27 protein-coding genes and 1 riboswitch are annotated in these 24,571 nt (G+C 69.6%); of the genes, 7 read left to right on the top strand and 20 right to left on the bottom strand.

Features of this window, described 5'->3' with window-relative positions:
* Positions 1-84 precede the first annotated feature (84 nt).
* A complete protein-coding gene (locus ASC87_RS26485) occupies positions 85-2,631 on the bottom strand; it encodes an ATPase, T2SS/T4P/T4SS family (RefSeq protein ID WP_082568974.1) in 2,547 nt (848 codons plus the stop codon).
* A 117-nt stretch (positions 2,632-2,748) separates the two neighbouring features.
* Between ASC87_RS26485 and pcp the strand changes: the two genes are divergently transcribed.
* The 6 genes from pcp to ASC87_RS26455 all read left to right on the top strand — a co-directional run bounded on the left by pcp (position 2,749) and on the right by ASC87_RS26455 (position 7,099).
* Positions 2,749-3,390 (top strand): pyroglutamyl-peptidase I, encoded by a 642-nt coding sequence (gene pcp / locus ASC87_RS26480; protein ID WP_235582307.1) that lies wholly within the window; start codon positions 2,749-2,751, stop codon positions 3,388-3,390.
* A gap of 124 nt (positions 3,391-3,514) precedes the next feature.
* Positions 3,515-3,781: a DUF2282 domain-containing protein gene (locus ASC87_RS26475; protein WP_056670103.1), complete on the top strand. Its 267-nt coding sequence runs from the start codon at positions 3,515-3,517 to the stop codon at positions 3,779-3,781.
* Positions 3,778-4,623, top strand: coding sequence for a DUF692 domain-containing protein (locus tag ASC87_RS26470; RefSeq protein WP_056670100.1), 846 nt, complete (start codon positions 3,778-3,780; stop codon positions 4,621-4,623). Before ASC87_RS26475 ends, ASC87_RS26470 begins: the two co-directional genes overlap by 4 nt.
* The gene (locus ASC87_RS26465) at positions 4,620-5,399 is read left to right on the top strand and encodes a putative DNA-binding domain-containing protein (protein ID WP_056670094.1); all 780 of its coding nucleotides are present in this window, start codon (positions 4,620-4,622) and stop codon (positions 5,397-5,399) included. Before ASC87_RS26470 ends, ASC87_RS26465 begins: the two co-directional genes overlap by 4 nt.
* Before the next feature lie 57 nt (positions 5,400-5,456).
* Positions 5,457-5,912 (top strand): DoxX family protein, encoded by a 456-nt coding sequence (locus tag ASC87_RS26460; protein ID WP_056670088.1) that lies wholly within the window; start codon positions 5,457-5,459, stop codon positions 5,910-5,912.
* Positions 5,913-5,950: 38 nt separating this feature from the next.
* Complete coding sequence (locus ASC87_RS26455; RefSeq protein ID WP_162255211.1) at positions 5,951-7,099, top strand: NAD(P)/FAD-dependent oxidoreductase; 1,149 nt, start codon at positions 5,951-5,953, stop codon at positions 7,097-7,099.
* Between the two features lie 285 nt (positions 7,100-7,384).
* Here ASC87_RS26455 and tolA read toward each other — a convergent pair whose 3' ends face one another.
* From tolA to ASC87_RS26360, 19 genes are all read right to left on the bottom strand, one after another.
* Positions 7,385-8,272 (bottom strand): cell envelope integrity protein TolA, encoded by an 888-nt coding sequence (gene tolA, locus ASC87_RS26450; protein WP_235582306.1) that lies wholly within the window; start codon positions 8,270-8,272, stop codon positions 7,385-7,387.
* Positions 8,265-8,690 carry an ExbD/TolR family protein gene (locus ASC87_RS26445; RefSeq protein ID WP_056670078.1) on the bottom strand — a complete coding sequence of 142 codons (426 nt, stop codon included), beginning with the start codon at positions 8,688-8,690 and terminating at the stop codon, positions 8,265-8,267. The genes tolA and ASC87_RS26445 overlap by 8 nt, the downstream gene beginning before the upstream one ends.
* A gap of 3 nt (positions 8,691-8,693) precedes the next feature.
* A complete protein-coding gene (gene tolQ / locus ASC87_RS26440) occupies positions 8,694-9,410 on the bottom strand; it encodes a protein TolQ (protein WP_056670069.1) in 717 nt (238 codons plus the stop codon).
* 73 nt (positions 9,411-9,483) lie between these two features.
* Positions 9,484-9,894 carry a tol-pal system-associated acyl-CoA thioesterase gene (gene ybgC / locus ASC87_RS26435; protein ID WP_056670066.1) on the bottom strand — a complete coding sequence of 137 codons (411 nt, stop codon included), beginning with the start codon at positions 9,892-9,894 and terminating at the stop codon, positions 9,484-9,486.
* Positions 9,895-9,932: 38 nt separating this feature from the next.
* Positions 9,933-10,328, bottom strand: coding sequence for a TssQ family T6SS-associated lipoprotein (locus ASC87_RS26430; protein WP_056670063.1), 396 nt, complete (start codon positions 10,326-10,328; stop codon positions 9,933-9,935).
* Positions 10,325-12,055, bottom strand: coding sequence for a serine/threonine-protein kinase (locus ASC87_RS26425; RefSeq protein ID WP_082568972.1), 1,731 nt, complete (start codon positions 12,053-12,055; stop codon positions 10,325-10,327). Before ASC87_RS26425 ends, ASC87_RS26430 begins: the two co-directional genes overlap by 4 nt.
* 183 nt (positions 12,056-12,238) lie before the next feature.
* Positions 12,239-12,739 (bottom strand): transcription antitermination factor NusB, encoded by a 501-nt coding sequence (gene nusB, locus ASC87_RS26420; protein ID WP_056670056.1) that lies wholly within the window; start codon positions 12,737-12,739, stop codon positions 12,239-12,241.
* On the bottom strand, positions 12,736-13,200 hold the full coding sequence (ribH, locus tag ASC87_RS26415) for a 6,7-dimethyl-8-ribityllumazine synthase (RefSeq protein WP_056670053.1): 465 nt from the start codon (positions 13,198-13,200) through the stop codon (positions 12,736-12,738). Before ribH ends, nusB begins: the two co-directional genes overlap by 4 nt.
* A 69-nt stretch (positions 13,201-13,269) precedes the next feature.
* Complete coding sequence (ribBA, locus tag ASC87_RS26410) at positions 13,270-14,364, bottom strand: bifunctional 3,4-dihydroxy-2-butanone-4-phosphate synthase/GTP cyclohydrolase II (RefSeq protein ID WP_056670047.1); 1,095 nt, start codon at positions 14,362-14,364, stop codon at positions 13,270-13,272.
* A gap of 132 nt (positions 14,365-14,496) precedes the next feature.
* Positions 14,497-15,114, bottom strand: coding sequence for a riboflavin synthase (locus tag ASC87_RS26405; RefSeq protein WP_056670043.1), 618 nt, complete (start codon positions 15,112-15,114; stop codon positions 14,497-14,499).
* Between the two features lie 25 nt (positions 15,115-15,139).
* Positions 15,140-16,210 (bottom strand): bifunctional diaminohydroxyphosphoribosylaminopyrimidine deaminase/5-amino-6-(5-phosphoribosylamino)uracil reductase RibD, encoded by a 1,071-nt coding sequence (ribD, locus tag ASC87_RS26400; RefSeq protein ID WP_056670490.1) that lies wholly within the window; start codon positions 16,208-16,210, stop codon positions 15,140-15,142.
* Between the two features lie 83 nt (positions 16,211-16,293).
* Positions 16,294-16,800 carry a hypothetical protein gene (locus ASC87_RS26395; protein WP_056670041.1) on the bottom strand — a complete coding sequence of 169 codons (507 nt, stop codon included), beginning with the start codon at positions 16,798-16,800 and terminating at the stop codon, positions 16,294-16,296.
* A complete protein-coding gene (locus tag ASC87_RS26390; protein WP_056670038.1) occupies positions 16,797-18,050 on the bottom strand; it encodes a hypothetical protein in 1,254 nt (417 codons plus the stop codon). The genes ASC87_RS26395 and ASC87_RS26390 overlap by 4 nt, the downstream gene beginning before the upstream one ends.
* Positions 18,047-18,730, bottom strand: coding sequence for a PilW family protein (locus ASC87_RS26385; protein ID WP_056670035.1), 684 nt, complete (start codon positions 18,728-18,730; stop codon positions 18,047-18,049). The genes ASC87_RS26390 and ASC87_RS26385 overlap by 4 nt, the downstream gene beginning before the upstream one ends.
* The gene (locus tag ASC87_RS26380; protein ID WP_056670032.1) at positions 18,727-19,185 is read right to left on the bottom strand and encodes a type IV pilin protein; all 459 of its coding nucleotides are present in this window, start codon (positions 19,183-19,185) and stop codon (positions 18,727-18,729) included. Before ASC87_RS26380 ends, ASC87_RS26385 begins: the two co-directional genes overlap by 4 nt.
* Complete coding sequence (locus tag ASC87_RS26375) at positions 19,172-19,699, bottom strand: GspH/FimT family pseudopilin (protein WP_056670029.1); 528 nt, start codon at positions 19,697-19,699, stop codon at positions 19,172-19,174. Before ASC87_RS26375 ends, ASC87_RS26380 begins: the two co-directional genes overlap by 14 nt.
* 120 nt (positions 19,700-19,819) lie before the next feature.
* Positions 19,820-20,263, bottom strand: coding sequence for a transcriptional regulator NrdR (nrdR, locus tag ASC87_RS26370; protein WP_056670026.1), 444 nt, complete (start codon positions 20,261-20,263; stop codon positions 19,820-19,822).
* Positions 20,264-20,317: 54 nt separating this feature from the next.
* Complete coding sequence (glyA, locus tag ASC87_RS26365) at positions 20,318-21,565, bottom strand: serine hydroxymethyltransferase (protein ID WP_056670023.1); 1,248 nt, start codon at positions 21,563-21,565, stop codon at positions 20,318-20,320.
* A gap of 85 nt (positions 21,566-21,650) precedes the next feature.
* Positions 21,651-21,781: riboswitch (ZMP/ZTP riboswitch) on the bottom strand.
* Positions 21,782-21,816: 35 nt separating this feature from the next.
* The gene (locus ASC87_RS26360) at positions 21,817-22,740 is read right to left on the bottom strand and encodes a lytic transglycosylase domain-containing protein (RefSeq protein ID WP_082568971.1); all 924 of its coding nucleotides are present in this window, start codon (positions 22,738-22,740) and stop codon (positions 21,817-21,819) included.
* Positions 22,741-23,011: 271 nt separating this feature from the next.
* On the opposite strand from ASC87_RS26360, the gene ASC87_RS26355 reads away from it, so the two are divergent.
* Positions 23,012-24,571: a UbiD family decarboxylase gene (locus tag ASC87_RS26355; RefSeq protein WP_056670017.1), complete on the top strand. Its 1,560-nt coding sequence runs from the start codon at positions 23,012-23,014 to the stop codon at positions 24,569-24,571.

Genomic DNA, 24,571 nt, shown 5'->3' with positions numbered 1-24,571 from the left:
GTCTTTACGGCCCGCCAGCGGGCGACTTGAGGGCCATGCCTGGTCGAATTTGGCAAACCTGACCCGCCATTCATTTCGAGGCCGCTACACATTGCTCGTGGCGCGCACTTCGCTCAGGCTCGTGACCCCCTGCAGCACCTTCTCGATGCCGTCCTGGCGGAGCGTGCGCATGCCTTCCACCTGCGCGGCGTGCAGCAGCTGTTCGGCGCGGGCGCTCGTCTGGATCAGCCGGCGCAGTTCGCGCGACACGATCATCAACTCGTGCAGGCCGGCCCGGCCCTTCTGGCCGGTGTTGCCGCACTTCTCGCAGCCGGGGCTGTGGAACATCATCAGCCGGCCCTCTCGGCCGTAGCGTTCGGTCCAGCCAGCGCGCACGGTGTCGCGGGCGAAGTCGGGGTGGTCGGCCGGGCTCACGTGCAGGTAGTCGTCGAGCAGTTCGTTGACCTCGTCCTCGGTGGCCGGGCGCGACGTGCGGCAGTGGTTGCACAGCCGGCGCACGAGGCGCTGGGCCAGCACACCGAGCAGCGAGTCGGCGAAGTTGAACGGGTCGAGGCCCATGTCGATCAGCCGCGTGACCGTCTCGGGTGCGCTGTTCGTGTGCAGGGTGGACAGCACGAGGTGGCCCGTGAGCGAGGCCTCGATGCCCATCTGGGCCGTTTCCTCGTCGCGCATCTCGCCGACCATGATCACGTCCGGGTCCGCGCGGAGGAAGGCGCGCAGCGCCTTGGCGAACGTCCAGTCGATCTTCGGGTTCACCTGCACCTGGCGCAGGCCGGGCTGGGTGATTTCCACCGGGTCCTCGGCCGTCCAGATCTTGCGCTCGGGGACGTTGATGTGGCTCAGCGCCGAATGCAGCGTGGTGGTCTTGCCGGAGCCGGTGGGGCCCACGCACAGCACGAGGCCGTACGGGCGCTCCATCACCTCCTTGAGGTGCTTGAGGTTGTAGGGGCTCAGGCCGAGGTTGTCGACCGGGATGGGCTTGGCCGACGCGAGGATCCGCATCACCACGTCCTCGAGGCCGCTGTTGGTGGGGATGGTGGCCACCCGCAGCTCGATCTTGTGCTGCGGCGAAAACTTCGCGAAGTTGATCTTGCCGTCCTGCGGCTTGCGGCGCTCGGAGATGTCGAGGTCGCACATGATCTTGATCCGGGCGATCAGCGCGTTGCGGTAGTTCGGCGGCAGCTCGAGGTGCGTGCGCAGCAGTCCGTCCTTGCGGAAGCGGATCTTGATCTTGTCGCGGCCGGGGTAGCTCTCGACGTGGATGTCGGACACCCCGTCGGCATGCGCCTCGATGATCATGTTGTTGATCAGGCGCACCAGCGAGTTGTCGCTCTGCTCGATCTGGCGGTCGTCCTCCGGCGCGAGCGCGTCGAGGCCTTCCTTCTCGAGCGTCTCCATCAGCTTGCCGGTGTCGTGCACCTCGAACGGGATGGGGTCGGCGATGTTGAGCGAGATGCGAGCGACGGACGCCGCACCGAACTTCTCGTACGCCGACAGCAGCAGCGTCTCCATGTTCATGCACTGTGCCAGCACGGGCACGGTCTTCATCTGGGTGATGAACTCCACCTCGTCCACGGTGGACCGGCGGTGCACGGGGTCGTCCAGCGCGATCACGAGGCGGCCCTCGCGGATCATCAGCGGCATCACCTGCACGCGGGCGGCCACTGCGTACGGCAGCTTGCGCACGGCGTCTTCCTCGAACGGGAAGGCGTCGAGGTTCACGAGCGGGTAGCCCATCTTGCGGGCGAGGGCGCTTTGCAGGTCCTCGCGCGAGACGAGGCCCATGCGCACCAGCAGTTCGCCCAGCGGCACGCCGCGGTCCTGCTTCTGCTGCGACAGCGCGTCCTGGAGCTGTTCCTCGGTGACCATGCCGAGCGACGTGAGCGCCTCGCCGATGCGCACCATCGGCATGCTGGCCTGCTTCTCGATCGCCGCGAGCAACTGCTCGGCGCTGACCACCTGGCGCATCAGCAGGATGTCACCGAGCTTCTGGCTGCGCATCTGCAGCTGCATGTCGGCGGCCTGCTCGACCTGCTGCGGCGTGGCCATGTTCTGCGACACGAGCAGCTCGCCGATGCGCGGACCCACGTCGAACGACGTGTAGGCGTTGCGCGGCACGAACAGCCGCTGCACGCTGCCATCGTCATCGATGGGCGGGAACAGGAAGAGGCCGTGGCCGTTCTCGACGTGACCGATGGTCTCGCCGTCCATCTCGCCGCCACCGGGCAGTGTGATGCGGTAGTTGCTGCGCGGGCGTTGTTCGAGCACCCGCGCCTGGGCACCGGCACCGGCCTCGCGAACCGGCTGCAGTGCGTCGAGCACACGCAGCGAACGGAACTGGCTGAAACGCAGCGGCATGGTCGTGCGTGCCGGCGGCACCTGCACGTGGGCGACGAAGTCGTCGGGCACGAAAAAGATCAGGCGGCCGTTGACCTTCTTGCCGTTGACCCCGACGAACTCGCAGCGTTGCGCCTGGCTCTGCTCCAGGGCGTCCGGGTAGGCGGCGAACGGCGGCGTGGGCCAGCGGAACGTGGCATGCTGGGCTTTTTCCGCGGGCGGCGGGGCGCTCTTGCGGACGACCGGCGTGTCGCCATCGAAATCGAGGTTCACGAAGTCGGAAAGATCGGACATGGTGGGGACGTCCTCTGAACGGGCCGGGGCACGCCGGCGGGTCTGCGAAAACGATCTCTCGCGTCACGATGGTAGGCCGTCGGCGATTTCCCGTACTCCCGAAATGAACGGGTATCCATGCACAATTCGATGGTGGACCGCGCCCGCCGCCCCCCGAAGATCCTGCTGACCGGATTCGACCCGTTCGGCGGTGAACGGGTGAACCCGTCGCTCGAGGTGGCACGCGCGCTCGACGGCGTGCACGTGGGCGCGGCCGTCGTGGTGGCGCTCGGCTTGCCGGTGGCCTATGCCGAGGGGGCGGCCGGGCTGGTACGGGCCGTGGAGACGCTGTCGCCGGTGCTGGTGGTGGGCCTGGGCCAGTCGTCGGGCGCTGCCGGCCTGGTGCTCGAACGGGTGGCCGTCAACCTGAGCGACGCCGACCCGCCCGACAACACCGGCGCGGTGTTGCACGACACCCCGGTCATCGCCGATGCCCCCACGGCCTACCTGTCCACCCTGCCGCTGCGCCGCATGCTGGCCGCGTTGCATGGGGCCGGGTTTCCGGCGTCGCTGTCCAACAGCGCGGGCAGCTACGTCTGCAACCACGTGTTTTTCACCCAGCAGCACCTGCTCGCACGCCGTGCGGTGCCCGGTGGTTTCATCCACCTGCCGCTGCTGCCGCACCAGGCGGTGGGCCGGCCCGGCCTGCCGAGCATGCCGCTCGACCTGCAGGTGGCCGCGGTGCGCCACGCCCTGGACGCGGCCATGCTCTCCCCTTGAACCGCCGCGATTTCGAGGCATCATGCTTGCGGGCTTGTAAGAAGCCGCGAAACTGGGCGACCCACACGGGTCTGTCCGATCTACCGGGGCAGCGAACCCTACCCCCATCCCAAGGAGATTCCGCATGAACACCAACCACATCGTCTCGGCCGCCCTCGCTTCCGTGCTGGCCATGGGCCTCACCGCCCCGGTCGCCGCGCAGGACAAGGCCAAGGAGAAGTGCTACGGCGTCGCCGAGGCCGGCAAGAACGACTGCGCGAGCCTGTCCGGTTCGCATTCCTGTGCCGGCCAGGCCAAGGTGGACAAGAGCGCCGACGACTGGAAGTACGTGCCGAAGGGCACCTGCAAGGACCTCGGCGGCAAGACCGCTGAAGAAGCGAAGAAGAAGTGAACACCGGCGGGTCGATTGGCATCGGCCTGCGCCACGCGCACTACGGCGAACTGATCGAGACCCGTCCCGTACTCGGTTTTGTCGAGGTGCACTCGGAGAACTTCTTCGCCGAGGGCGGCGCGGCCCGGGCGGTGCTGGCCGAGGCGAGGGCGCTGTATCCGGTCAGCCTGCACGGCGTGGGGCTGTCGCTGGGGGCCGCCGCCGGGCTCGATCCATGGCACCTCGACCGGCTTGCCCGGCTCGTGGAGGCCACCGACCCGGTGCGTGTGTCCGACCACGCCAGTTTTGCCCGCGCCGCGCCATTGGGCGCCGGCCCGGTGCTGCATGCGAACGACCTGCTGCCGGTTGCCTTCACCGAGGCATCGCTCGCCATCATGGCTGCCAACGTGGCCCAGGTGCAGGACCGCCTGCGCCGTCCCATCCTGGTGGAGAACCTGTCGGCCTACGTGGCCTGGTCCGACCAGTACATGGATGAACCCGAGTTTTTCAACGCGCTGGCCCGGCGGACGGGCTGCGGCCTGCTGCTCGACGTCAACAACCTCGTGGTCAACGCGCTCAACGACGGCGTGGAGCCGGTGCGTGCCGCGTGCGACTGGATCGACCGCCTCGACGCCGCGCCGGTGGGCGAGATCCACCTGGCCGGCTACTGCGATCTCGGCGACATCGTCATCGACGACCACGGCAGCCGCGTGCACGCGCCCGTGTGGGACGTGTACCGGCATGCCGTGCGCCGGCTGGGCCCGGTGCCCACGCTGATCGAGTGGGACACCGACGTGCCCGCGCTCGCGGTGCTGCTCGACGAGGCCCGCCAGGCCGAACGCATCCAGGCGGCGGTGCGATGAACCGCGAGGCTGAACGCCGCCGGCAGCAGGCGCTCGTGCAGCGGCTGATGGTGCGGGGCGCGCAGGCGCTGCCCGACGGGCTGCGTCCGCATCGCCTGCCGCGTGGCCTGGCCGCATACGAGGCCAACGCCGCCGGTGCCGCCGAGCGGGCGCTGGCCGGCACCTACCCCACGGTGAAGGCCATGCTCGGTACCGAGCCGTTCGGCCGCCTGGCACAGGTGCTCTGGGCGGCCCATCCGCCGCTGCGGGGTGACCTGTCCACCTGGGGCGGCGACTTGCCCGGTTTCCTGGCCGCCGACCGGTCGCTCGCCGAATGGCCCTACCTGGCAGACTGCGCCCGGCTCGACGCGGCCGTGGCCCGATGCGCCGGCGCCGCCGATGCTGCACCGGACCCGGCCACGCTCGCACGACTCGGCGAGGCCGACGCCGATCGCCTGCACCTCGACCTGGCGCCCGGTGTGTCGGTGGTCGACAGCGCCTTCCCCGTCGTCACGCTGTGGCATGCCCACCGCGCCGCCGGCCTGCCCGACCGTCTCCCGCTGGCGCGTGCCGCACTGGCCGAGGGCCGATCGGAGCATGCGCTCGTGTGGCGTGCCGGCTGGCGTCCCGAGGTGTCGCTGGTCGACGGTCCGGCCGTGCAGTTCACGTCGGCATTGCTCGCCGGGGCATCGCTCGGCGAGGCCCTGCACGGCGCGGGTCCCGCGTTCGTGTTCGAACCGTGGCTCGTGGCCGCCGTGCGCGACGGCTGGCTGCTGCAAGTGCGCATCGCTGCCTGAAAGGATCGGTCGTTCCATGCGACCAACGGGCATGCACAACGACCGGAGGAACCCCCGATGAACCTGGCCTGGCTCGACCCCCTGCTTGCCCCCTGGCGCCTGCTGGTGCGGGGCCTCGAACACCTTCAACCCCTTGCCCAGCTGGCGGCGCGCCTCTACGTGGGGCAGGTGTTTTTCTTGTCCGGCCTCACGAAGATCAACGACTGGGACACCACCCTCACGCTCTTCACCGAGGATTACCACGTGCCGCTGCTGCCACCGGCGCTCGCCGCGGTGATGGGCACGGCCGGCGAGCTCGTGCTGCCGGTGCTGCTGGTGCTGGGCCTGGGCGGCCGCTTCGCGGCACTCGGCCTGTCGGTCGTCAACCTGATGGCGGTGCTGAGCCTGGCGGACATCGCACCGCAGGCGCTGCAGCAGCACGTCTTCTGGGGCAGCCTGCTGATCGCGCTGGTCCTGTGGGGCCCCGGGGCCTGGTCACTCGAACGCCTTCTGCCACCCGTGTCCAGGGGTTGAGTCCCGGCGGTGCGACAGGGATGCGACACTGTCGCCCCATGAAGCACCTCGTCTTGATCGGCGGCGGGCCGGCGCACCTGCAGGTGTTGCATGAACTGGCCGCCTCGCCGCTGCCGGGCACCCAGGTCACCCTCGTGGCCCATGCGCGCCACGTGGCGCCGGGCATGCTCGCCGGCTGGATTGCCGGGCGGCACACACCCGACGACTGCTGCGTGGCCCTCGCACCCCTGGCGCAGCGCGCCGGGGCCACACTCGTCGACAGCGACGCGCTCGCCCTCGACGCGCCGCGCCGCCGCGTCACGCTGGCGAACGGCCACACCCTCACGTACGACGCCCTCAGCGTCGATTCCCCCGCCGTGCCTGACCGCGACCGCATCGCCGGTGCCCGCGAAAACGCGCTGTTCCACCGCCCGGTCGACCACTTCATGCGGCTGTGGAGCGCGCTCGTGGCCTTGTCGGAGGAGCAGGCCCTGAGCGTGGTAGTGGTGGGCGGAGAGATCCCCGCCGTCGAACTGGCCCTGGCCGTGCACCTGCGCCTCGGCAAACGTGCGCGGGTGGCGCTGGTCACGGGTGGCGGTGTGCCGGTGCCGCACCACCCACCGGCGTTCCAGCAGCACGTGCGCCGCGTGTTGAAGCGTGGCCAGGTCACCCTGTTCGAGGATCGCTGCGACGCGCTCTTCGGCAACCAGATGCTGCTCGGCCAGGGCATGCGCCTCGCGTGTGACGCACCGCTCGTGGCCTTGGAGCCCGGCCCGCCGCGCTGGGCCCCCGAAAGCGGCCTGTCGCTGGGCGACAAGGGTTTCCTGCTCGTGGGGGATACCTTGCAGAGCCCGTCGCACCCCGAGGTGTTCATCACCGGCGAGGTGGCCGTGCGGTCCGATGGCTGGCGTGCCCCGGGCGGCACCCTGATGTTCGGCCGGGATACCCCGCTGGGCCTCAACCTGCGCCGGTTCCTCGCCGGTGGTCAACTCGTGTCGCACCCCGCACCCACGCACGGCATGGGGCTGCTCGACGCCGGGCACGGGCGCGCGCTGGCGTCGTGGGGGCGGCTGACCGTGGAAGGCCGCTGGGTCGGATGGCTCAAGGAACGCGCCGACCGCCGCCGCATTCGTCGCCTGCAGGTGCCCGGCCCGCAAGGCGCCCCGGTGGCAGGGGAGGCAAAGGAAGTGGACGAGACGATGGTGTGAGCGGCTGAGCCGCCACAAGCTCACCACCGCCCGGATGCTCGGCACCGGTGGAGACCCCGGCCTGCGCCGGGGCGACAGCCTGTTTTTTCCCGGACAGCAGTGGGCGAACGCCGGGATGACAAAAGTGAGAGGCAAGCGACGCGCAGCGAGCAACGCCCCGAATCGCGAACGCCAGGAGAGAGCGAGCGAAGCGAAGCGAAAGATCAAGCTACCGCCGAGCCCGGGTCCCCCGGGCGACCGCGGGCTCCCCCATGGGGGGACCGGCGCGAAGCGCCGTAGGGGGCTCTATTTATTCGGCCGGAAGGTGATGATGAAGGGCGAGATCACGCGGCCGTCGATGTCTCGCGGCAGCTTCTGCGTCTTGTCGATGGCCCGCAGCACCGCGTCGTCCCATTCCTTCACGCCGCTGCTCTTGACGAGCCGGCTGCCGGTGATGGTGCCGTCCGGGCTCTGGCGCACCTCGACCTCGGCCGTCGGGTTGCCGTTGAGCTCGGTGGTGAACGTGATGTTGGGCTCCACCGCGCCGCGGATGCGGCCGCCGTAGGTGGACGACGGGCCCGACGTCTGCGCGGCCGTGCCGCTGGGGGAACCCTTGTCATTGCCGAGGTTCTTGTCCATGCGGGCCTGCCATTCCTTGCGGCGCGCCTCGGCCTGGGCATCTTCCTTCTTCTGGTCCGCGAGCTTCTTGTCGGCGAGCTTCTTCTCCTCGAGCTTCTTCGCGTCGTCGCGCTTCTGCTGCTCGGCCTTCTCGCGCTTTTGATCTTCCTCTTCGCGGCGCTTGTCTTCCTTCAGCTTTTCCTTGCGCGCCTTTTCCTTCTCGATCGCGATCTGCGGATCGGGGAGGGCCTTCGGAGGCGGGGGCGCCTCGACGGGCTTGGGCACCGGCTTGGGTTCGGGTTCGGGTTTGGGTGCAGGCTCCGGTTCGGGCGGCGGCGGTTCGGTGCGCAACGCCGCGACCTGGGGCACCGCCGACCACAGTTCGGCCTCGACCCCGGCGGGATCGCTCGAACTCCAGTGCACGCTGAAGGCGATGGCCACGACCAGCAGCACGTGCGCGGCCAGTGCAAGCATGAGCCCGCGGCCCATGCCGGCGGGCTGGCGCGGCAGCAGATCGTTGCGGTTCAGGCCCGGCAGGTGCAGGTCGTGCATGGGCTTGTGAAGCGATTCAAACACCGGTGGTCTTCACGGCAAGCCCCACACGTTGCACGCCAGCGCGCTGCAGGGTGTCCATCACCTTGACGACCACCTCGTACTTCACCGCGCGGTCGGCGGAGATGACCACGGGCGAACGCTCGTCGCCGTCCTGCAGGGTGAGCACGCGGTCCTTCAGGTTCTTCATCGTGGCGGCGCCGTCGTCCTTGTTGTCGAAGCGCAGCTTCAGCGTCTCGTCCTTGGCGATGACGACCTCGATCACGTGGGGGGGCTGTTGCTTGCTCTTGCCCACGGTGGGCAGGTCGACGACGCCCGGCGTGATGAGCGGCGCGCTGACCATGAAGATGATCAGCAGCACGAGCATCACGTCGATGAACGGCACCATGTTCATCTCGGCGATGGTGCGGCGGCGCGAGCCGCGTCCGGCAACGGCGGGCATGGTTCAGTGTCCCATCGAGGCCGGGCCGGCGGCGGCCGGTGCCGGCGCCGGGTGGCCGGCGTTGCGCTGCAGGATGTTGGAGAACTCTTCGGTGAAGGTGTCCATCTGCATCGCGATGCGGTCGATGTCGCGGGCGAAGCGGTTGTAGGCGATCACGGCCGGGATGGCTGCGAACAGGCCGATGGCGGTGGCCACGAGCGCCTCGGCGATGCCGGGCGCCACGGTGGACAGCGAGACCTGCTGCAGGTTCGACAGGCCCACGAACGCGTGCATGATGCCCCACACCGTGCCGAAGAGGCCCACGTACGGCGAGACCGAGCCCACGGTGGCGAGGAACGACAGGTTCGACTCGACGGTGTCGAGTTCGCGCTGCAGGCTGGCCCGCATGGCGCGGCGGGAACCGTCGAGCAGGGCGGCGGGGTCCACCACGCGGCGCTCGCGCAGTTTCATGAATTCGCGCATGCCGGACGCGAAGATGCGTTCCATCGGTGCGCCATCGGTGCGCTGGGCGGCGTCGCTGTACAGGTCGTTCAGGTTGCGGCCGGTCCAGAACTCACGCTCGAAGTCATCGTTGGTGCTGCGCACCTTGCGCAGGCCGAAGAGCTTGCCGAAGATCACCGTCCAGCTGGCGAGCGACGTGAGCAACAGACCCGCCATCACGAGCTGCACGACAAGGCTCGCGTGCAGGATCAGCGAGACGATCGAAAAATCTTGGTTCATTCAGCCGGTATCCAGTCTCGAAAAGGTCGACGGTCAGACGCCCCCGGGCGTCAGTTGTTCCGTGAAACCGACATTATCGCGGCGCCAGGACGAGCCCCTCCAGCAGTTCGCCGGGAATACGCCTGGGTTTGAAACTGTCGGTGTCCACGCAGCCAATGCGGATTTCCCCTTCGGCCAGGCGTTGGTCACCGCGCCAGGCCACCTGGGCGATGTCCATCGAGGCCCGGCCGGCCTCGCGCACGTCTACCGTGATGCGCAGCTGGTCGTCGAGGCGGGCGGGGCGCAGGTAACGCACGCGGGTGTCGGCCACGACGAACATCACGCGTTGCGTGGCGCGCAGCACTTCCTGCTCGAAACCGCGGGTGCGCAGCCATTCGGTGCGGGCGCGTTCGAAGAACTTGAGGTAGTTGGCGTAGAAGACGACGCCGCCGGCGTCGGTGTCTTCCCAGTAGATGCGCAGCAGGTGCGAGAACGGTGTGGTCATGAGGGCGGTGCGCGGCCCGATGCCGCGCGAACCGCGAATTATGGCGACATGCGCTTGTAGACGGGCCCCCAGGAGGGGTGGCCTTGTTCGGAGCGGCTCAGCGCGAAGGCCGGGTCAGCCTTGCGGGCCTCGCGGAACGCCCCTTCGCACTGTGGCGTGCGGTTGCTCGTGCAGTAGATGAATGCCAGGTGCTTCTGCGCGGCAGCCGCATCCTTCGGCGAGACGAGGCCGCTTTGCAGCGCCGCGTTGAGCTGCTTTTCCGATTCGGGGTACTGGCCGTCCTCGTAGGCGCGGATGCCGGCCAGAAGCGCCCTCTCGGCCGGACGCGAGGTGACATCGAGCAGGCCGACCGGCGGCGCCGGCGGCGGTTGCACGCAACCGGCGATGAGCACGAGCGCGGTTGCCGACATGGCGAGCAGCAGGGTCTTGGTCATGATCCGAAGCGGTGTTTCACGTTGACGGGTTGACCGGGCACGACGTTGATCGAGGCGCTGAACGGCGGGAATTCATCGTTCCGGATCGTCACGGTGTGGCGGCCCTCGGGCAGGGTCAGTTCGTTGAGCGGGGGCGTGGTGCCCATGGGACGTCCGTCGATTTCGACGTTGCCCCATGGACTTACCGCGATGCGCACGATGCCGGTGACGAGCACGGGCGCGCCGGCGGTGGTGCGCTCGGCTCTTTCACGGGCTTCGCGCGCGCGGCGCTCTTTCGGGGTTTCCTTCGGTGGCTTGGCGGGTTTGGCCGGCGCCTCGACGGCCGGGGCTTTGGCCGTGGTGGCGGGCACGAGCTTCACCGTGGGCAGGTCGGCCGGAGGCACCACCGCGGGCGCGGTGCTGGGCGTGGTGGCGAGGGCCACCGTGTTCCCGGCGGACGGCGCGGCGTCGGGCAGCGGCGCGCTGGCCGACGCGATGGCCGTGTCGGGCGGCGGTGCGGACGCCTGGGGCTCCGCCGGGAGCGGCATGGGCACGGGGAGGGCCGAAGCGGCGGGGGGGGCGGCTTGCACGGCCGAGGCTGCCGGCGCCGTGGCCTGCAGGGCCCCGGTGTCGTCGCCATGCGAGCCGAGCGCCCACCAGGCGGCGACTGCGAGGGCCAGCGCGGCCACGCCGGCACCGGCCCAGGCGAGGGTGCGCTTGTTGGCGGCCGGGGTCTCGGGGGCATCGGCGTCGTGCTGGGGGTGTTCCTCGAGCCAATGGCGCAGCTCGCGCGACAGTGAGCGGGCCGAGCTGAACCGGTCGTCGCGGTTCTTCTGCATGGCACGGGCGGCGATGTCGGACAGCGCCTTCGGCACGTTGGGGTCCACTTCGTGGGCCGGCGGGGGCTCCACGTCGAGGACGGCCCCGGTGATCTCGGTGAGCGAGCTGCCGCGGAACGGGCGCACGTCGGTCAGCAGTTCGTAGAGCACCACGCCGAGCGAGAAAACGTCGGTGCGGCGATCGACCGTTTCCTGGCGGATCTGCTCGGGCGACATGTAGTACGGTGACCCGCCGACCACGTCGCCTTCACCTTGTGCATCGTGGTGGTGCGCCACGCGGGCAATGCCGAAGTCGAGCACGCGCGGCTGCGTGCGGCCCACCATGAAGATGTTGGCGGGCTTGATGTCGCGGTGGACCACACCCTTCGAGTGCGCGTAGGCGAGGGCGTCGGCCACGCGGCGGATCACGAGCGCGGCCTGCATGGGCGTGGGGCGCCAGCCTTCGAGGCGGAGCTGGCGCAGGTCGCGGCCGCGCAGCAGTTCCATGGCGATGTAAGGGCCTTGCTCGCTGACACCGGCGTCGAACACCGTGACGATGTGCGGGTGGCTCAGGCCGCCGGCCGCACGGGCTTCGTTCAGGAACAGGGCGTTGAAGGAGTCGCGCTCGTCGGCGGAGATCTCGAGGTTCAGCGTCTTGATGGCGATGAGCCGCGAGAGCAGCGGGTCGTGTGCGGCGTAGACGCGGCCGAGGCCGCCTTCGCCGATCTGGTATTTCAGCGCGTAGCGGCCGATGTGCCCGATGGTGGAGAGCTGGTCGGTGGCGACCACGGCCCGCTGGGGGATCTCGGGCTTGGCAGGAGCACCCTTGGCGGACAGGCCCAGGTCGGTGTCACTCCACGTCGCGGAGTCCGGGGAGGGTGTCGCGTCGGAAGGGGCTGGCAGGGACGGTTCGGGCTCGGGACCAGACATGGGCAGGCATTGGGCGTGGTCGAAGGACCACCACGAACCAAGCTTAGTGCAATGTGGGTGGGCCTTGGCACCAAAAAACACCGGCTTCGTTGATTTCGTAACACACCGACACGAAACACGACATCCGGGCGGTTACCGGCGATGCGCCGGCCCCACGCCGGGCGCTCCCCGGCGTTCGGTGGATCAGCGGCGCGACGCGCGGAAGGCTTCCACTTCCACGGGCCGGAGGTCGACCGCGGCCTTGTCCAGCACGCCGTTGACGTACTTGTGGCCGTCGGTGCCGCCAAAACTCTTCGCGAGTTCCACGGCCTCGTTGATCGCCACCTTGTACGGGATGTCGATGCAGTGCTTCAGCTCGTACGAGCCGATCATCAGCACACCGTGTTCGATGGGCGACAGCAGGTTGGTCTGGCGGTCGACGTGGCGCTTGAGCACGGTGTCGAGGTCGGCGGCCTCCGAGATGCAGCCGTGAAGCAGCGCCTCGAAGTGGGCCGGGTCGCACTTCTCGAAGCCTTCCTGCTCACGCATGTGGGCGTCGATCACGGCGGCCTCGGCGCCCGAGATGAGCCATTCGTACAGCCCTTGCAGGGCCACTTCGCGCGAGCGGCGGCGGGCGGACTTCGGCGCGTTCGCCTTCGGTGCGCCACGGGGGGCGGCGCTCTTTTTCTTGGGGGTGTCGGTCACGAGAGGTCTTCCAGCAGGTTGGCCATTTCGACGGCCACACGGGCGGCGTCGCGCCCTTTTTCCTCGGCGCGGGCCCAGGCCTGCGCTTCATCTTCGACGGTCAGGATGGCGTTGGCCACGGGCACCTCGTGGTCGAGCGACACGCGGGTCACGCCGCTGCCGCTTTCGTTGGCCACGAGTTCGAAGTGGTACGTTTCGCCGCGGATGATGCAGCCGAGCGCGACGAGCGCGTCGAAGCGCCCGCTCTCGGCCATCGCGTTGAGGGCGATGGGCACCTCGAGGGCGCCCGGCACGGTGACGTGCTTGATGTGCTTGGCAGAGACGCCGAGCTGCACGAGCTCGTCGATGCACGACGTGGCCAGTTGCGCGGTCAGCTTCTCGTTGAAGCGGGCCTGCACGATGCCGATGCGCAGGTCGGTTCCATCCAGATCGGTGGCCTGGCCCTTGTCAGCAGCTTGCATGGGAGGGTTCCTCGGGAAGGGGGAGCAAAAGAACGAACGGAGGGAAGAGGAAAGGGGACAGGGCGTCGGTCAGTCGGCCGAAACGAAGCCGGTGACCTCGAGGCCATAACCGGCCATGCTGGGCATGCGGCGCGGGCTGCCGAGCAGCTTCATGCGCGTGACACCCAGTTCGCGCAGGATCTGCGCGCCCACGCCATAGATGCGCAGGTCGATCTGGCCGCGCGGCGGAGCCACCGGCTGGTCGAGGGCCCTCAGGCGCGGCAGCAGCGTCTTGGCGTCGTCGCCGCAGTTGAGCAGCACCGCCACGCCACGGCCCGCGGCCTGCAAGGCGGCGAGGGCCTTCGGCAGCGGCCACGAGTGGCCGCAGGCCCCGGCGTCGAGCAGGTCGAGCACCGAGAAGGGTTCGTGCACACGCACGAGCACTTCGTCGCTGTCATCGACGGGGCCGTGGCTCAGCGCGAGGTGGACGCCGCCGGTGCGGTCACGGAACGCGGTGCACGTGAACGTGCCCTGGGCCGTGACCATCTCGCGCTGGCTCAGGCGTTCGATGAGGGTTTCGTTGCGGCTGCGGTAACCGATGAGGTCGGCGATGGTGCCGATCTTCAGGCCGTGTTCCTTCGCGAACACCTCCAGGTCGGGCAGCCGCGCCATCGTGCCGTCGTCTTTCATGATCTCGCAGATCACGGACGTGGGGCTCAGGCCGGCCATGCCGGCCAGGTCACAACCGGCCTCGGTGTGACCGGCGCGCATCAGCACACCGCCGTCCTGGGCCTGGAGCGGGAAGATGTGACCGGGCTGCACCAGGTCGGACGGCTGGGCGTCCTTGGCCACGGCGGCCTGCACCGTGCGGGCACGGTCGGCCGCGGAGATGCCGGTGGTGACGCCGGTGGCAGCCTCGATCGACACCGTGAACGCCGTGCCGTGCTGCGTGCCATTGCGGCGAGTCATGGGTGGCAGCTGCAGCCGCTCGCACCGCTCGCGCGGCAGCGTCAGGCAGATCAGGCCGCGCCCGAACCGGGCCATGAAGTTGATCGCCTCGGGGGTCACGTGGTCGGCGGCGAGGACGAGGTCACCCTCGTTTTCGCGGTCTTCTTCGTCGACGAGAATGACCATTCGACCGGCGGCCAGCTCGGCGACCAGTTCAGGAATCGGTGAAATCGGCATAGGCCCGCATTATGCCCCGGGGGTGCCAGAGCAAGCGAAGCTCCGCGCCAGATCAAGCTACCGCCGAGCCCGGGTCCCCCGGGCGACCGCGGGCGCCCCTTGGGGGCAGGAGGCGCTAGCCGACTGGGGGGCCTACTTCAACGACAGGATGCGTTCGGTGTACCGGGCGATCTGGTCGATCTCGAGGTTCACCGGGTGGCCGGCGGCCAGCTTGCCCAGGGTGGTGTGCTCGAGGGTGTGGGGGATCAGGTTGATGCTGAACTCGCAGCCAGTGGCCGAGTCGGCGACACGGTTGACGGTGAGGCTCACGCCGTTGACGGTGATGGAGCCCTTGTAGACCAGGTAGCGGGCCAGGTCCTTCGGGGCCTCGATGCGCAGTTCCCAGGATTCGCCCACGGGGGCGAAATGGGTCACGCGGCCCAGGCCGTCGACGTGGCCGCTCACCAGGTGGCCACCCAGGCGGTCGTTGGCGCGCAGCGCCTTCTCGAGGTTCACTGAGCCCGCGCGGTCGAGCCCGGCGGTCTTGTCGAGGCTTTCGGCTGAAATGTCGATGGTGAACCGGCGGGTAGCGGCGTCGAACGTGGTGACGGTCATGCAGGCGCCGTTGAGCGCAATGCTGTCGCCGAGCTGCACGTCGTCGAGGTAACCGGGCGGGGCTTCGAGCGTGAGACGCTTGCCGTGGGACGGGTCGGCGCCGAGGGCGTCGACGGCGGTGATCTGGCCGAGGCCGGTGATGATGCCAGTGAACATGTCGGGGAACTCGTGGAGTGGGATGTCAGGGCCGGGCCAGCAGGCGGAGGTCGCCGCCGATCCGCTCGACACTGTGGAACTGTAGCGTCACTGCATCATCCAGTGCCGTCAACGGGCCAAAGGCGGCAAGCTCGCGCCCGAGGCCCAGCAGCTTCGGCGCCATGTACACGAGGAACTCGTCCACGAGCCGCTGCTGCACGAAAGCGCCGCTCAGCGTGCGGCCGGCCTCGACGTGCAGTTCGTTGATGCCCCTCCGGCCCAGGTGGGCCAGCACGGCGGCCAGGTTGACACGCCCGTCGGCACCGGGGGCCTCGGCCACCTCGGCGCCGCGTGTGCGCAAGGCGTCGGCACGGGCCGGATCAGCCCCGGCTGCGCAGAAGACCAGCACCTCGCCCGGGGCGTCGAGGATGCGGGCCGCGGGTGGCGTGCGCAACTGCGAGTCCACGACCACGCGCAACGGTTGCCGCGGGGTGTCGGCCAGGCGCACGTCGAGGCGGGGGTTGTCGTCGAGCACGGTGCCCACCCCCGTCAGGATGGCGCCGGCACGCCGCCGCCATGCGTGGCCGTCGGCGCGTGCAGCGTCGCCCGTGATCCATTGGCTGGCGCCGTTTTCCAGGGCGGAGCGGCCGTCGAGCGACACCGCGGCTTTCAGGCGCACCCATGGGCGCTGGCGTTGCATGCGCGAGAAGAAGCCGATGTTCAGCTCGCGGGACGCCTCACCCCCTGCGCCCACGTCCACCTGCACGCCGGCGGCCCGCAGCCGGGCGATGCCCTGGCCGGCGACCAGCACGTTCGGGTCCTCGATGGCGGCCACCACCCGCGCCAGGCCCGCGGCGATCAGCGCGTCGCAGCACGGCGGCGTGCGCCCGTGGTGAGAGCACGGTTCGAGCGTCACGTACGCAGTGGCACCTCGCACGTCGACGCCCCGGCTGGCCGCATCGCGCAGGGCCATCACCTCGGCGTGGGGTCCTCCCGCCTGCTGTGTGTGGCCCTGGCCGATGACCCGCCGTTGCGCGTCCACGATGACACACCCGACGCGCGGGTTGGGTTCGCTCAGCGCAATGGCGGCGTGGGCCAGCGACAGGGCCTGCTGCATCGTGGCAAGGTCGAACTCGGAAGGGGGCAGGGACGGGTCGGGGTGGTGGGTCACGGCGGGGCAACACGGTGAGGGCGGAGACGTCATTGTGAGGGGACGGCGGGCCGCGCGGGCAGCGCCAGGGGGCTGGGTGCCCACGGCAGGCCCAGCGTGGCCGAATGCTCGGGTAGCGCCCCGTCGATCACCGAATGGAGCGCCACTTGCCGGGAGGCACCGGTGCGGTCGTCCCAGGACACGGTGACCAGCACCTGCTTGCTGCGAGCCGCCGGGTCCGGGGTGACGTTGCGGCGCACCGTGAAGCGGGTGGTTCGCCCGGGAAGGGTGTCTTCGGCGGACTCGATGTCTGCAAACGAGAACCGGCCCGGCTCGGGCTCGAGGGTGGTGAACCCGCGCAGGCGCTCCAGGGCTTGCTGGGCGAGCCACACGGCCTCGGTGCGCTCGGCGGCCACGCCGGCCCCGTGGTGGGCGATGGCCTGCCAGCGCAGCGCCCCGATCAGGGCCAGCGTCAGCACGGCCAGGGCGATCAGGGCCTCGGGCAGGCCGATGCCACGGCCTGCGGCCCGACTCCGAAGCCGGTGCGGCGGGCTCAAGGGAAGTCCTTCCAGCTGCCAGGCACGCGGACGAACGTGCCGGTGCGCTCGTGCAGCGCCTGCAGCACCTGCGGGTCGTGCCGGACGACGGTGGTGCCGCTGCCGTGCAGGTCGCCCTCGGCCACCACGGCCCCGGTGACCTCGGCACCGGCGGGCGCCTGCCAGCGGGATGCCGTGGTGTAGACGAGCCCGTGGACCGTCACCGCGTGCGCGAAGGAGACGGGCCCGTCGGCGATCACCAGCACCGGCCGTTCCGGGGTGCCCAGTTGCTGCGGCTCGGCCAGGTGCAACCCGCCGTTCAGCCAGAGCATGGTGTGGTGCCCGCCCGGGCCGAGTGCCCGGCGCAGCGCGCCGTCGCAAGGTGAGGCGCAATCGACATGCCGCACCGTGGGCAGGGTTCGCCACGCGGCGTGGTGCATGCCGAAGAGCGCGGCGAATGCGTGCGGACGGTCGGTGTGGCGCAACGCTGGGTCGGCCGTGAGCATGCTGGCGGCGGCGGGTGTGCCGGGCGGGCCCCGTGTGACGAGGCGGTCGGCGGCCACGGCGCCTCCGGTGTGCAGCGCCAGCCCGCCCGAGGACGGGTCCGGGTGCAGCAGCACCCAAGGCGCGCTGCCGAGCTGGAGGCTGCCGAGGACGGTGAGTGCCGCGGCAGGCCACTGGGCCAGCGCGGGCAGGTGGGCGATCGACAATTCGACACGCGCCTGGGCGTCGGCCTGGCCGGTGCCAGCGGTGCCACCGGTGCAGGGGGGCGCCGGGTTGCTGCAGCCCGTGGAGGCCACGCGCATCAGATGGGAGGGGGCGACCGGTTCCAACTGCACCGAGAACGCGGCGGCCGACCCGGGCGTGGGGCCGTTGTCGCCCACGGATGCCGGCGAACCGCACTGGCACGTCCAGGTGGCGCCGCCTGCCGTGCAGGCGACGGGCAGGCCGGACGGAGCCCAGGCGCCATGGGCGTCCGGCAGCCCGGCGTGCTGCTCCCGGAACGAGGGCCGCCCCGGCGCCGGCCGGCGTTCGCACTGCGGGTCGACCGGGTCACCGGCGTTGAGCCGCCCGAGCATCCAGTCGATCCCGGCATCGGCGGCCTCGAACGCCACCGCCGCGCGATGGCGGTTGGCCGACAGGCGCTGCTCGGTCAGCAGGTTGCCGTTGACGATGCCGATGTACAGCAGCATGGCGAGCGCCATGGCAAGCGCCACCGGCAGGGCCACGGCGCCTGCCGTGCGGCGGAGGACGATGCGCTGGCCGGTCATGGGAGGCACTGGCCGACCAGCACGTCGTTGCGGGGGCGCACGTGGGCGCTGGCCTGGCGGTGGAGGGATGCGTCGGTGGTGGCTTCGGCGTCGATCAGGACATCGACCCCGCGCACTTGCACGCGTGGCGGGCACAGGCCGGCTGCGGCGGGGCACGGTTGGGCACAAGGTGCGGGCAGCATCCGCTCATGGTGATGGGGGATCAGTTGCAGCCGGGTGACCCGCAGCACGCCGGGGTCGGTGAGCGGCTGCCAGTGGCCGTCGCCGAGTTCGATGTCGAGGATGCCCTGGCGGAGCCGGAACCCGAAGTGGTCGTTCGTGGCCACACCCTCGCCGGGGCCGCCGGCGGGCGACGAGTAGGTGAAGCGGAGGAGGTCGGGTGCTTCGGGGCTGAAGGTGTGCGGGTTGGTGGCAGGGCGTGCAGCACCGGGGCGCCACACGCCGCGGGCCGCGCCGGACCAGTGCCCGGCGCGGCGCACGTGCCGGGCCAGCAGGTCGGCGGCGGCGCGGAGGTCTTGCGTGACGCGGGCCTCGAGCAGCACGCGGCGGCTGGCCGTGGCCTGCCGGGCCATGGCCGACACGCCCAGTGCGGTGACCACGAGGCCCACGGCCAGACCGACCATCAGCTCGAGCACCGACAGCCCGAGCGGGCGCGTTCGGTGGCGGGAAGGGATGCTCATCGGTTCCAGCACCCGCGGTTGGTGGGGTCGGGGTTGTCGGTGAGTTCGGTGGGCCCCGACAGGAACGTGGTTTCACCCTGCGCCTGGCGCACGCGCAGCACCATGCACCGTTCGTCGGCCCGCTGCGGGCCGTGGGCCACCGCCTGCAGCTCGTAGCCGGTGGTGGAGGCGGACAACACGCCGAGGCGGTAGTGCCCATGGGCGGATTGGGCGGGGGCGCCCAGGTCGCTCGCGGAGGCGTACGCCGGGTGCTCGGCACGCCAGCGTTCCTGTGCCTGCTGCAGCTGCATCAGCGCGACACGGCCGTCGCCACGCCGCGCCTTCAGCCACTGGGCGCGAAAGCTCGGGTAGGCCAGCGTGGCCAGCAGCGCCGCCAGCAACATCACCACGACCAGCTCGATCAGCGTGAAGCCGCGGCCGGTGCGCTGCCGGCGCGAGGGGTCAGCACGCCACATGGCCTGGCACCCGTGCTTGCGGTGAACAACTGCGCACGCGCCCCATCACGTTGACGACCTGGTGCACCGCGCGACCCGACACCGCCGCCAGTTCGAACGTGCCGGCCGGTGTGCAGGTGCCCAGCTGGGGGTCGAATTGAAGCGACACCGCCGGAGCACGCACCTGCATCCGCTGGGCCGATGGCACGCTGGCGCGGCGCAGCAGCTGGGCGTCGCCGGTGCAGCCGGCCTCGCAGGTGCAATGGGCGGTGGGGCCGGTGTGGACCAGCCAGCAAGTGCCGCCATCGCCGCCGGGCAACACGGTGAAGCGCACCGCCTCGTTGCGGACGACGGCTTCGGCGCGGGCGAACTGGAGGTCGGCTCCGAGGGCGGAGGCCAGGCCGTCGAGGCGCCGGTTCTCGAGCAGGGCATCGAACGAGGGCCACGCGAGCGCGGCCAGCACGGCGATCAGGCACAGCACGATGGCAGCTTCGACCAGCGTGAAGCCGGGAGCAGGGCGGGGAAGGGGTGGCATGGGGGCCTCGTGGGGAATCAATGCCCCTACTCTAGGAACCCCGCCAGAACCATCGCCTGCCAAGCACGGCACAAAACAGACGGCACCCGCAGGGGGTGCCGTTCAGTGGTCTGGGGTGCGTCAGATGTCGCGGATCAGTTGCCTGAACTCGTCGACGTCCTCGAAGCTGCGGTACACGGAGGCAAACCGCACGTAGGCCACCTTGTCGATGCGCTTGAGTTCACGCATCACCAGCTCGCCGAGGCGGGTGGAGGGCACTTCCTTCGTGCCCGAGTTCAGCAGCTTGTCCTGGATGCGTTCCATTGCCGCGTCGATCTGCTCCACGCTCACCGGCCGCTTGCGCAGTGCGAGGCTCATGGAGCCGCGGATCTTCGACGGGTCGAACTCGGCCCGCGTGCCGTCCTTCTTGACGACGTGGGGCAGCGCGATTTCCGCGCGTTCATAGGTGGTGAAACGCTTGTCGCAACTCTGGCACCGGCGCCGACGGCGCACGACATCGCCCTCGTCGGATTCGCGTGTCTCGACGACCTGGGTTTCCTCGTGGCTGCAAAAAGGGCAACGCATCGTGAGTCGATGAAAGGGCAATCGCCGGCCGTGAGGCCGGCGATTGCCATTCGATCAGCGATAGACCGGGAAGTCGCGGGTCAGTGCAGCGACCTTGGCGCGCACTTCGGCCAGGTTGGCTTCGTCGTGCGGCTTGTCGAGCACGTCGGCGATCAGGTTCGCCGTGGCGCGGGCCTGGTCTTCCTTGAAGCCACGCGTGGTGAACGCCGGCGAACCGAGGCGGATGCCGCTCGTGACCATGGGCTTCTGCGGGTCGTTGGGGATGCCGTTCTTGTTGCAGGTCATGTGCGCGAGGCCGAGGACGGCTTCGGCTTCCTTGCCGGTCAGGCCCTTCGGGCGCAGGTCGACGAGCATGACATGGCTTTCGGTGCGGCCGCTGACGATGCGCAGGCCGCGCTGGGTCAGGGTTTCCGCGAGCACGGCGGCGTTCTTGACGACCTGCTGCTGGTACAGCTTGAACTCGGGCGAGAGCGCTTCCTTGAAGGCGACGGCCTTGGCGGCGATGACGTGCATCAGCGGGCCGCCCTGGATGCCGGGGAAGATGGCGCTGTTGATCTGCTTGGCGACGTGGTCCTTCATCAGGATCACGCCACCGCGCGGGCCGCGCAGGCTCTTGTGCGTGGTGGACGTGACGACGTCGGCGAACGGCACCGGATTCGGGTACACGCCGGCGGCGATCAGGCCGGCGTAGTGCGCCATGTCGACCATGAAGTAGGCGCCGATGGCCTTGGCCACCTTGGCGAAGCGTTCGAAGTCGATGCGCAGGCTGTACGCCGACGCGCCTGCGATGATCAGCTTCGGCTTGTGCTCGAGGGCGAGGCGCTCCATCGCGTCGTAGTCGATGGCTTCGTTGGCGTCGAGGCCGTAGCTGACGACCTTGAACCACTTGCCGCTCATGTTCAGCGGCATGCCGTGGGTCAGGTGGCCGCCTTCGGCGAGGCTCATGCCCATGATGGTGTCGCCCGGCTGCAGCAGGCCGAAGAACACACCCTGGTTGGCCTGCGAGCCGGAGTTCGGCTGCACGTTGGCGTTTTCGGCGCCGAAGATCTGCTTCAGGCGGTCGATGGCGAGTTGCTCGACGACGTCGACGTGTTCACAGCCGCCGTAGTAGCGCTTGCCGGGATAGCCTTCGGCGTATTTGTTGGTGAGCTGGGTGCCTTGCGCGGCCATGACGGCGGGCGAGGCGTAGTTCTCGGACGCGATCAGCTCGATGTGGTCTTCCTGGCGCTGGTTCTCGCGCTGGATGACGGCCCACAGGTCGGGATCGACGGCGGCGATGGTGGATTGGGTGCGGTCAAACATGGTTTGGCAGTCCTCTTGGAAAGAAGTCCCGGTCGGAACGGCGCGCAGGCGGCCCGAGCGGTTCGGGGTCGCTTGCACGCGATCACAGGGCTGCCCAGGCGAACGGCTGAAACGGACCGGGCTTTTGCCCTGGGCCGGCTGCGCTCCCCGGTGGTTCACCACCTCAGGCCCGCGGATGTGTTCCGCGGCGCCCCATCGCCAGTTGCGCAGTGCCGCCAGTGTACCGCGGTGCCCGCCCGGGCACCACCAACTCAGTTGAGCAGCGCCACCTTGTCGCCGGCTGCCGTGGCCGGGGTGCGCGCGGACTCGGCCGGAGGGGTGTCGACGGCCGGCACGGCCGCGGGCTCGGGCACAACCGCCACCGCAGGCGGGGCGGCGTTCAGCGGCGCATTGACCGGCACGGCCTGGCCGCCGGAGATGGCGCGCAGGTGGGCCTGCTCGGCCAGCACCTTCCAGGCGTAGCCGCCGTCGTCGGTCAGGTTCGCGGCGCCCACGTAGAAGCGCAGGCCACCCTCGATGCTGCCGGCGCGGGCGATGCATTCCTTCAACACCCGCACACCGACACGCAGGTTCGTCACCGGGTCGAAGGCGGCGTGGGTGCCACCGAACGGTTCGTACTTGTCGTCGTGGACGCGGGTCATCACCTGCATCAGGCCCTGGGCGCCGACCGGGCTCTGGGCGAACGGGTTGAAGCTGGACTCGATGGCCATGATGGCCAGGATCAGCGTGGGCTCGAGGTTGGTCTTGGCCCCGACGGTCCAGGCTTCCTTGACCAGGCGGCTCACGGGTTCCGGCGCCACGCGGTAGCGGCGGGAGATCCAGACGGCCACGGCGGCCTGCTGCTTGGTGAGATCCTTCAGGTCGGCTGCCGTGGCGCGCAGGATGGCGTCCGGCTCGTTCAGCGAGGCCAGGGCCTCGACGGTGCCTTCCGTGCGGGCCTCGTGGCGGGCTTGCAGCCAGCCGAGGGCACGCGATTCGAACGTGGCGCGCAGGTCGGCACGGCCGGCACCGAACACCACGAGGGCCACGAGCGCGAACCCGACGAGGGCGAACGTGTTGTGGCTGACTTCGAGCAGGCCTTGGCCCACGTCACGCAGAAACACCTGGCCGCCCCGGGCGACCGAACGGGCCACACGCGAAACCGCGGCACCCGTTCCTTGACGATTGTTTTCCATGTCACTCCTGTCCTCATCCCCGCCTGGTTCCACGCGGCCCGTGATCGGGGCTTGCGTTGGAGGGCGACGGCGATAATTCGCCGCGTTGCCGGCCCGATCCCAACGACCGGGGGCCTGCTCCGCGGAGTCTTCTCTGTGCATGTGCAACACCGGTTCACGTCACCGAACAGTGGCACGGGTAATCCCTGATCTGTGTCAGAGTGGGCGGATTCTAGGAAGGCATTTCATCATGAGTCAAGAATATGAAGCTCGCTCTTAATAGCCAAAAAGTATGAAATACCGCGATTTGCGTGACTTCATGGCGGGTCTGGAGCGGGAGGGTGACCTTCGTCGCATTGCGGACCCTGTATCGGCGCGGCTTGAAATGACAGCGGTCAGTGACAAAGTGCTACGGGCCGGCGGCCCGGCGCTCTGGTTCCAGAACCCCACGGGTTACAAAATTTCGGCCTTGACGAACCTGTTCGGAACGACAGGTCGAGTTGCCAAGGGGATGGGTGCAAGCAGCCTGTCGGAGCTGCGGGACGTGGGCCGCGTGCTCGCGAGCCTCAAGGAACCGGAGCCCCCCCGCGGGTTGAAGGACACCGGCCGGCTGCTTCAGATGGCCAAGGCGCTGTGGGACATGAAACCCGCCTCCGTGCGAAAGGCGGTGTGCCAGGAAGAAGTGCTCGAGGGCAGCGAGGTGGACCTGGGCGAACTGCCGGTCCAGACCTGCTGGCCGGGCGACGCCGGGCCGCTGATCACCTGGGGCCTCGTGATCACGCGCGGACCGCAGCAGGTGGCCAACCCTCGGCGGCGGCAGAACCTCGGCATCTACCGGCAGCAGGTGATCGGCCGGCGCCAGGTCATCATGCGCTGGCTGGCCCACCGGGGTGGCGCGCTCGACTTCCGCGACTTCGCCCGTGCCAATCCCGGCCAGCCATTCCCCATCGCGGTGGCGCTGGGGGCCGACCCGGCCACCATCCTGGGGGCGGTGACCCCGGTGCCCGACACCTTGTCGGAGTACCAGTTCGCCGGCCTGCTGCGCGGCAGCCGCACCGAGGTGGCCGACACCGCGGTAGGAGAGGCCGGCACGATGCTGCAGGCCCCGGCCTCCGCGGAGATCGTGCTGGAAGGCCGCATTCCCGTGGCGGCGCCGGGCTACACCGGCACCAGCGAACATGGCGTCGCGTTGAAGGAGATCGGCGGGTACCTGCATGCCATCGAGGGGCCCTTCGGCGACCACACCGGCTATTACAACGAGCAGGACTGGTTCCCGGTGTTCGAGGTCACCCGCATCACGCGGCGCCGCGATCCCATCTACCACTCTACCTACACCGGCAAACCGCCCGACGAGCCCGCGGTGCTGGGCGTGGCGCTCAACGAGGTGTTCGTGCCCATCCTGCAGAAGCAGTTTCCGGAGATCACCGACTTCTACCTGCCCCCCGAAGGTTGCAGCTACCGGATGGCCATCATCAGCATCCGCAAGAGCTACCCCGGCCACGCCAAGCGGCTGATGTTCGGGGTGTGGAGCTTCCTGCGCCAGTTCATGTACACGAAGTTCATCGTCGTGACCGACGACGACGTGGACATCCGCAACTGGCAGGAGGTGATCTGGGCCATCACCACCCGGATGGACCCGGTGCGCGACACCACGCTTGTCGAACACACGCCCATCGATTACCTCGACTTCGCGTCGCCGGTGAGCGGGCTCGGGGGCAAGATGGGCCTGGACGCCACCAACAAGTGGCCGGGCGAGACGTCGCGGGAATGGGGGCGCACCATTTCAATGGATGCCGATGTGGAGGCGCGGGTAGCACGGCTGGTGGACACCGTGATGAAACCTCCGAACTGA

This window comes from Rhizobacter sp. Root1221 (assembly GCF_001425785.1).
In the GTDB taxonomy this organism is placed as follows: domain Bacteria; phylum Pseudomonadota; class Gammaproteobacteria; order Burkholderiales; family Burkholderiaceae_C; genus Rhizobacter.
This window is presented reverse-complemented; position numbering and strand designations above follow the sequence as displayed.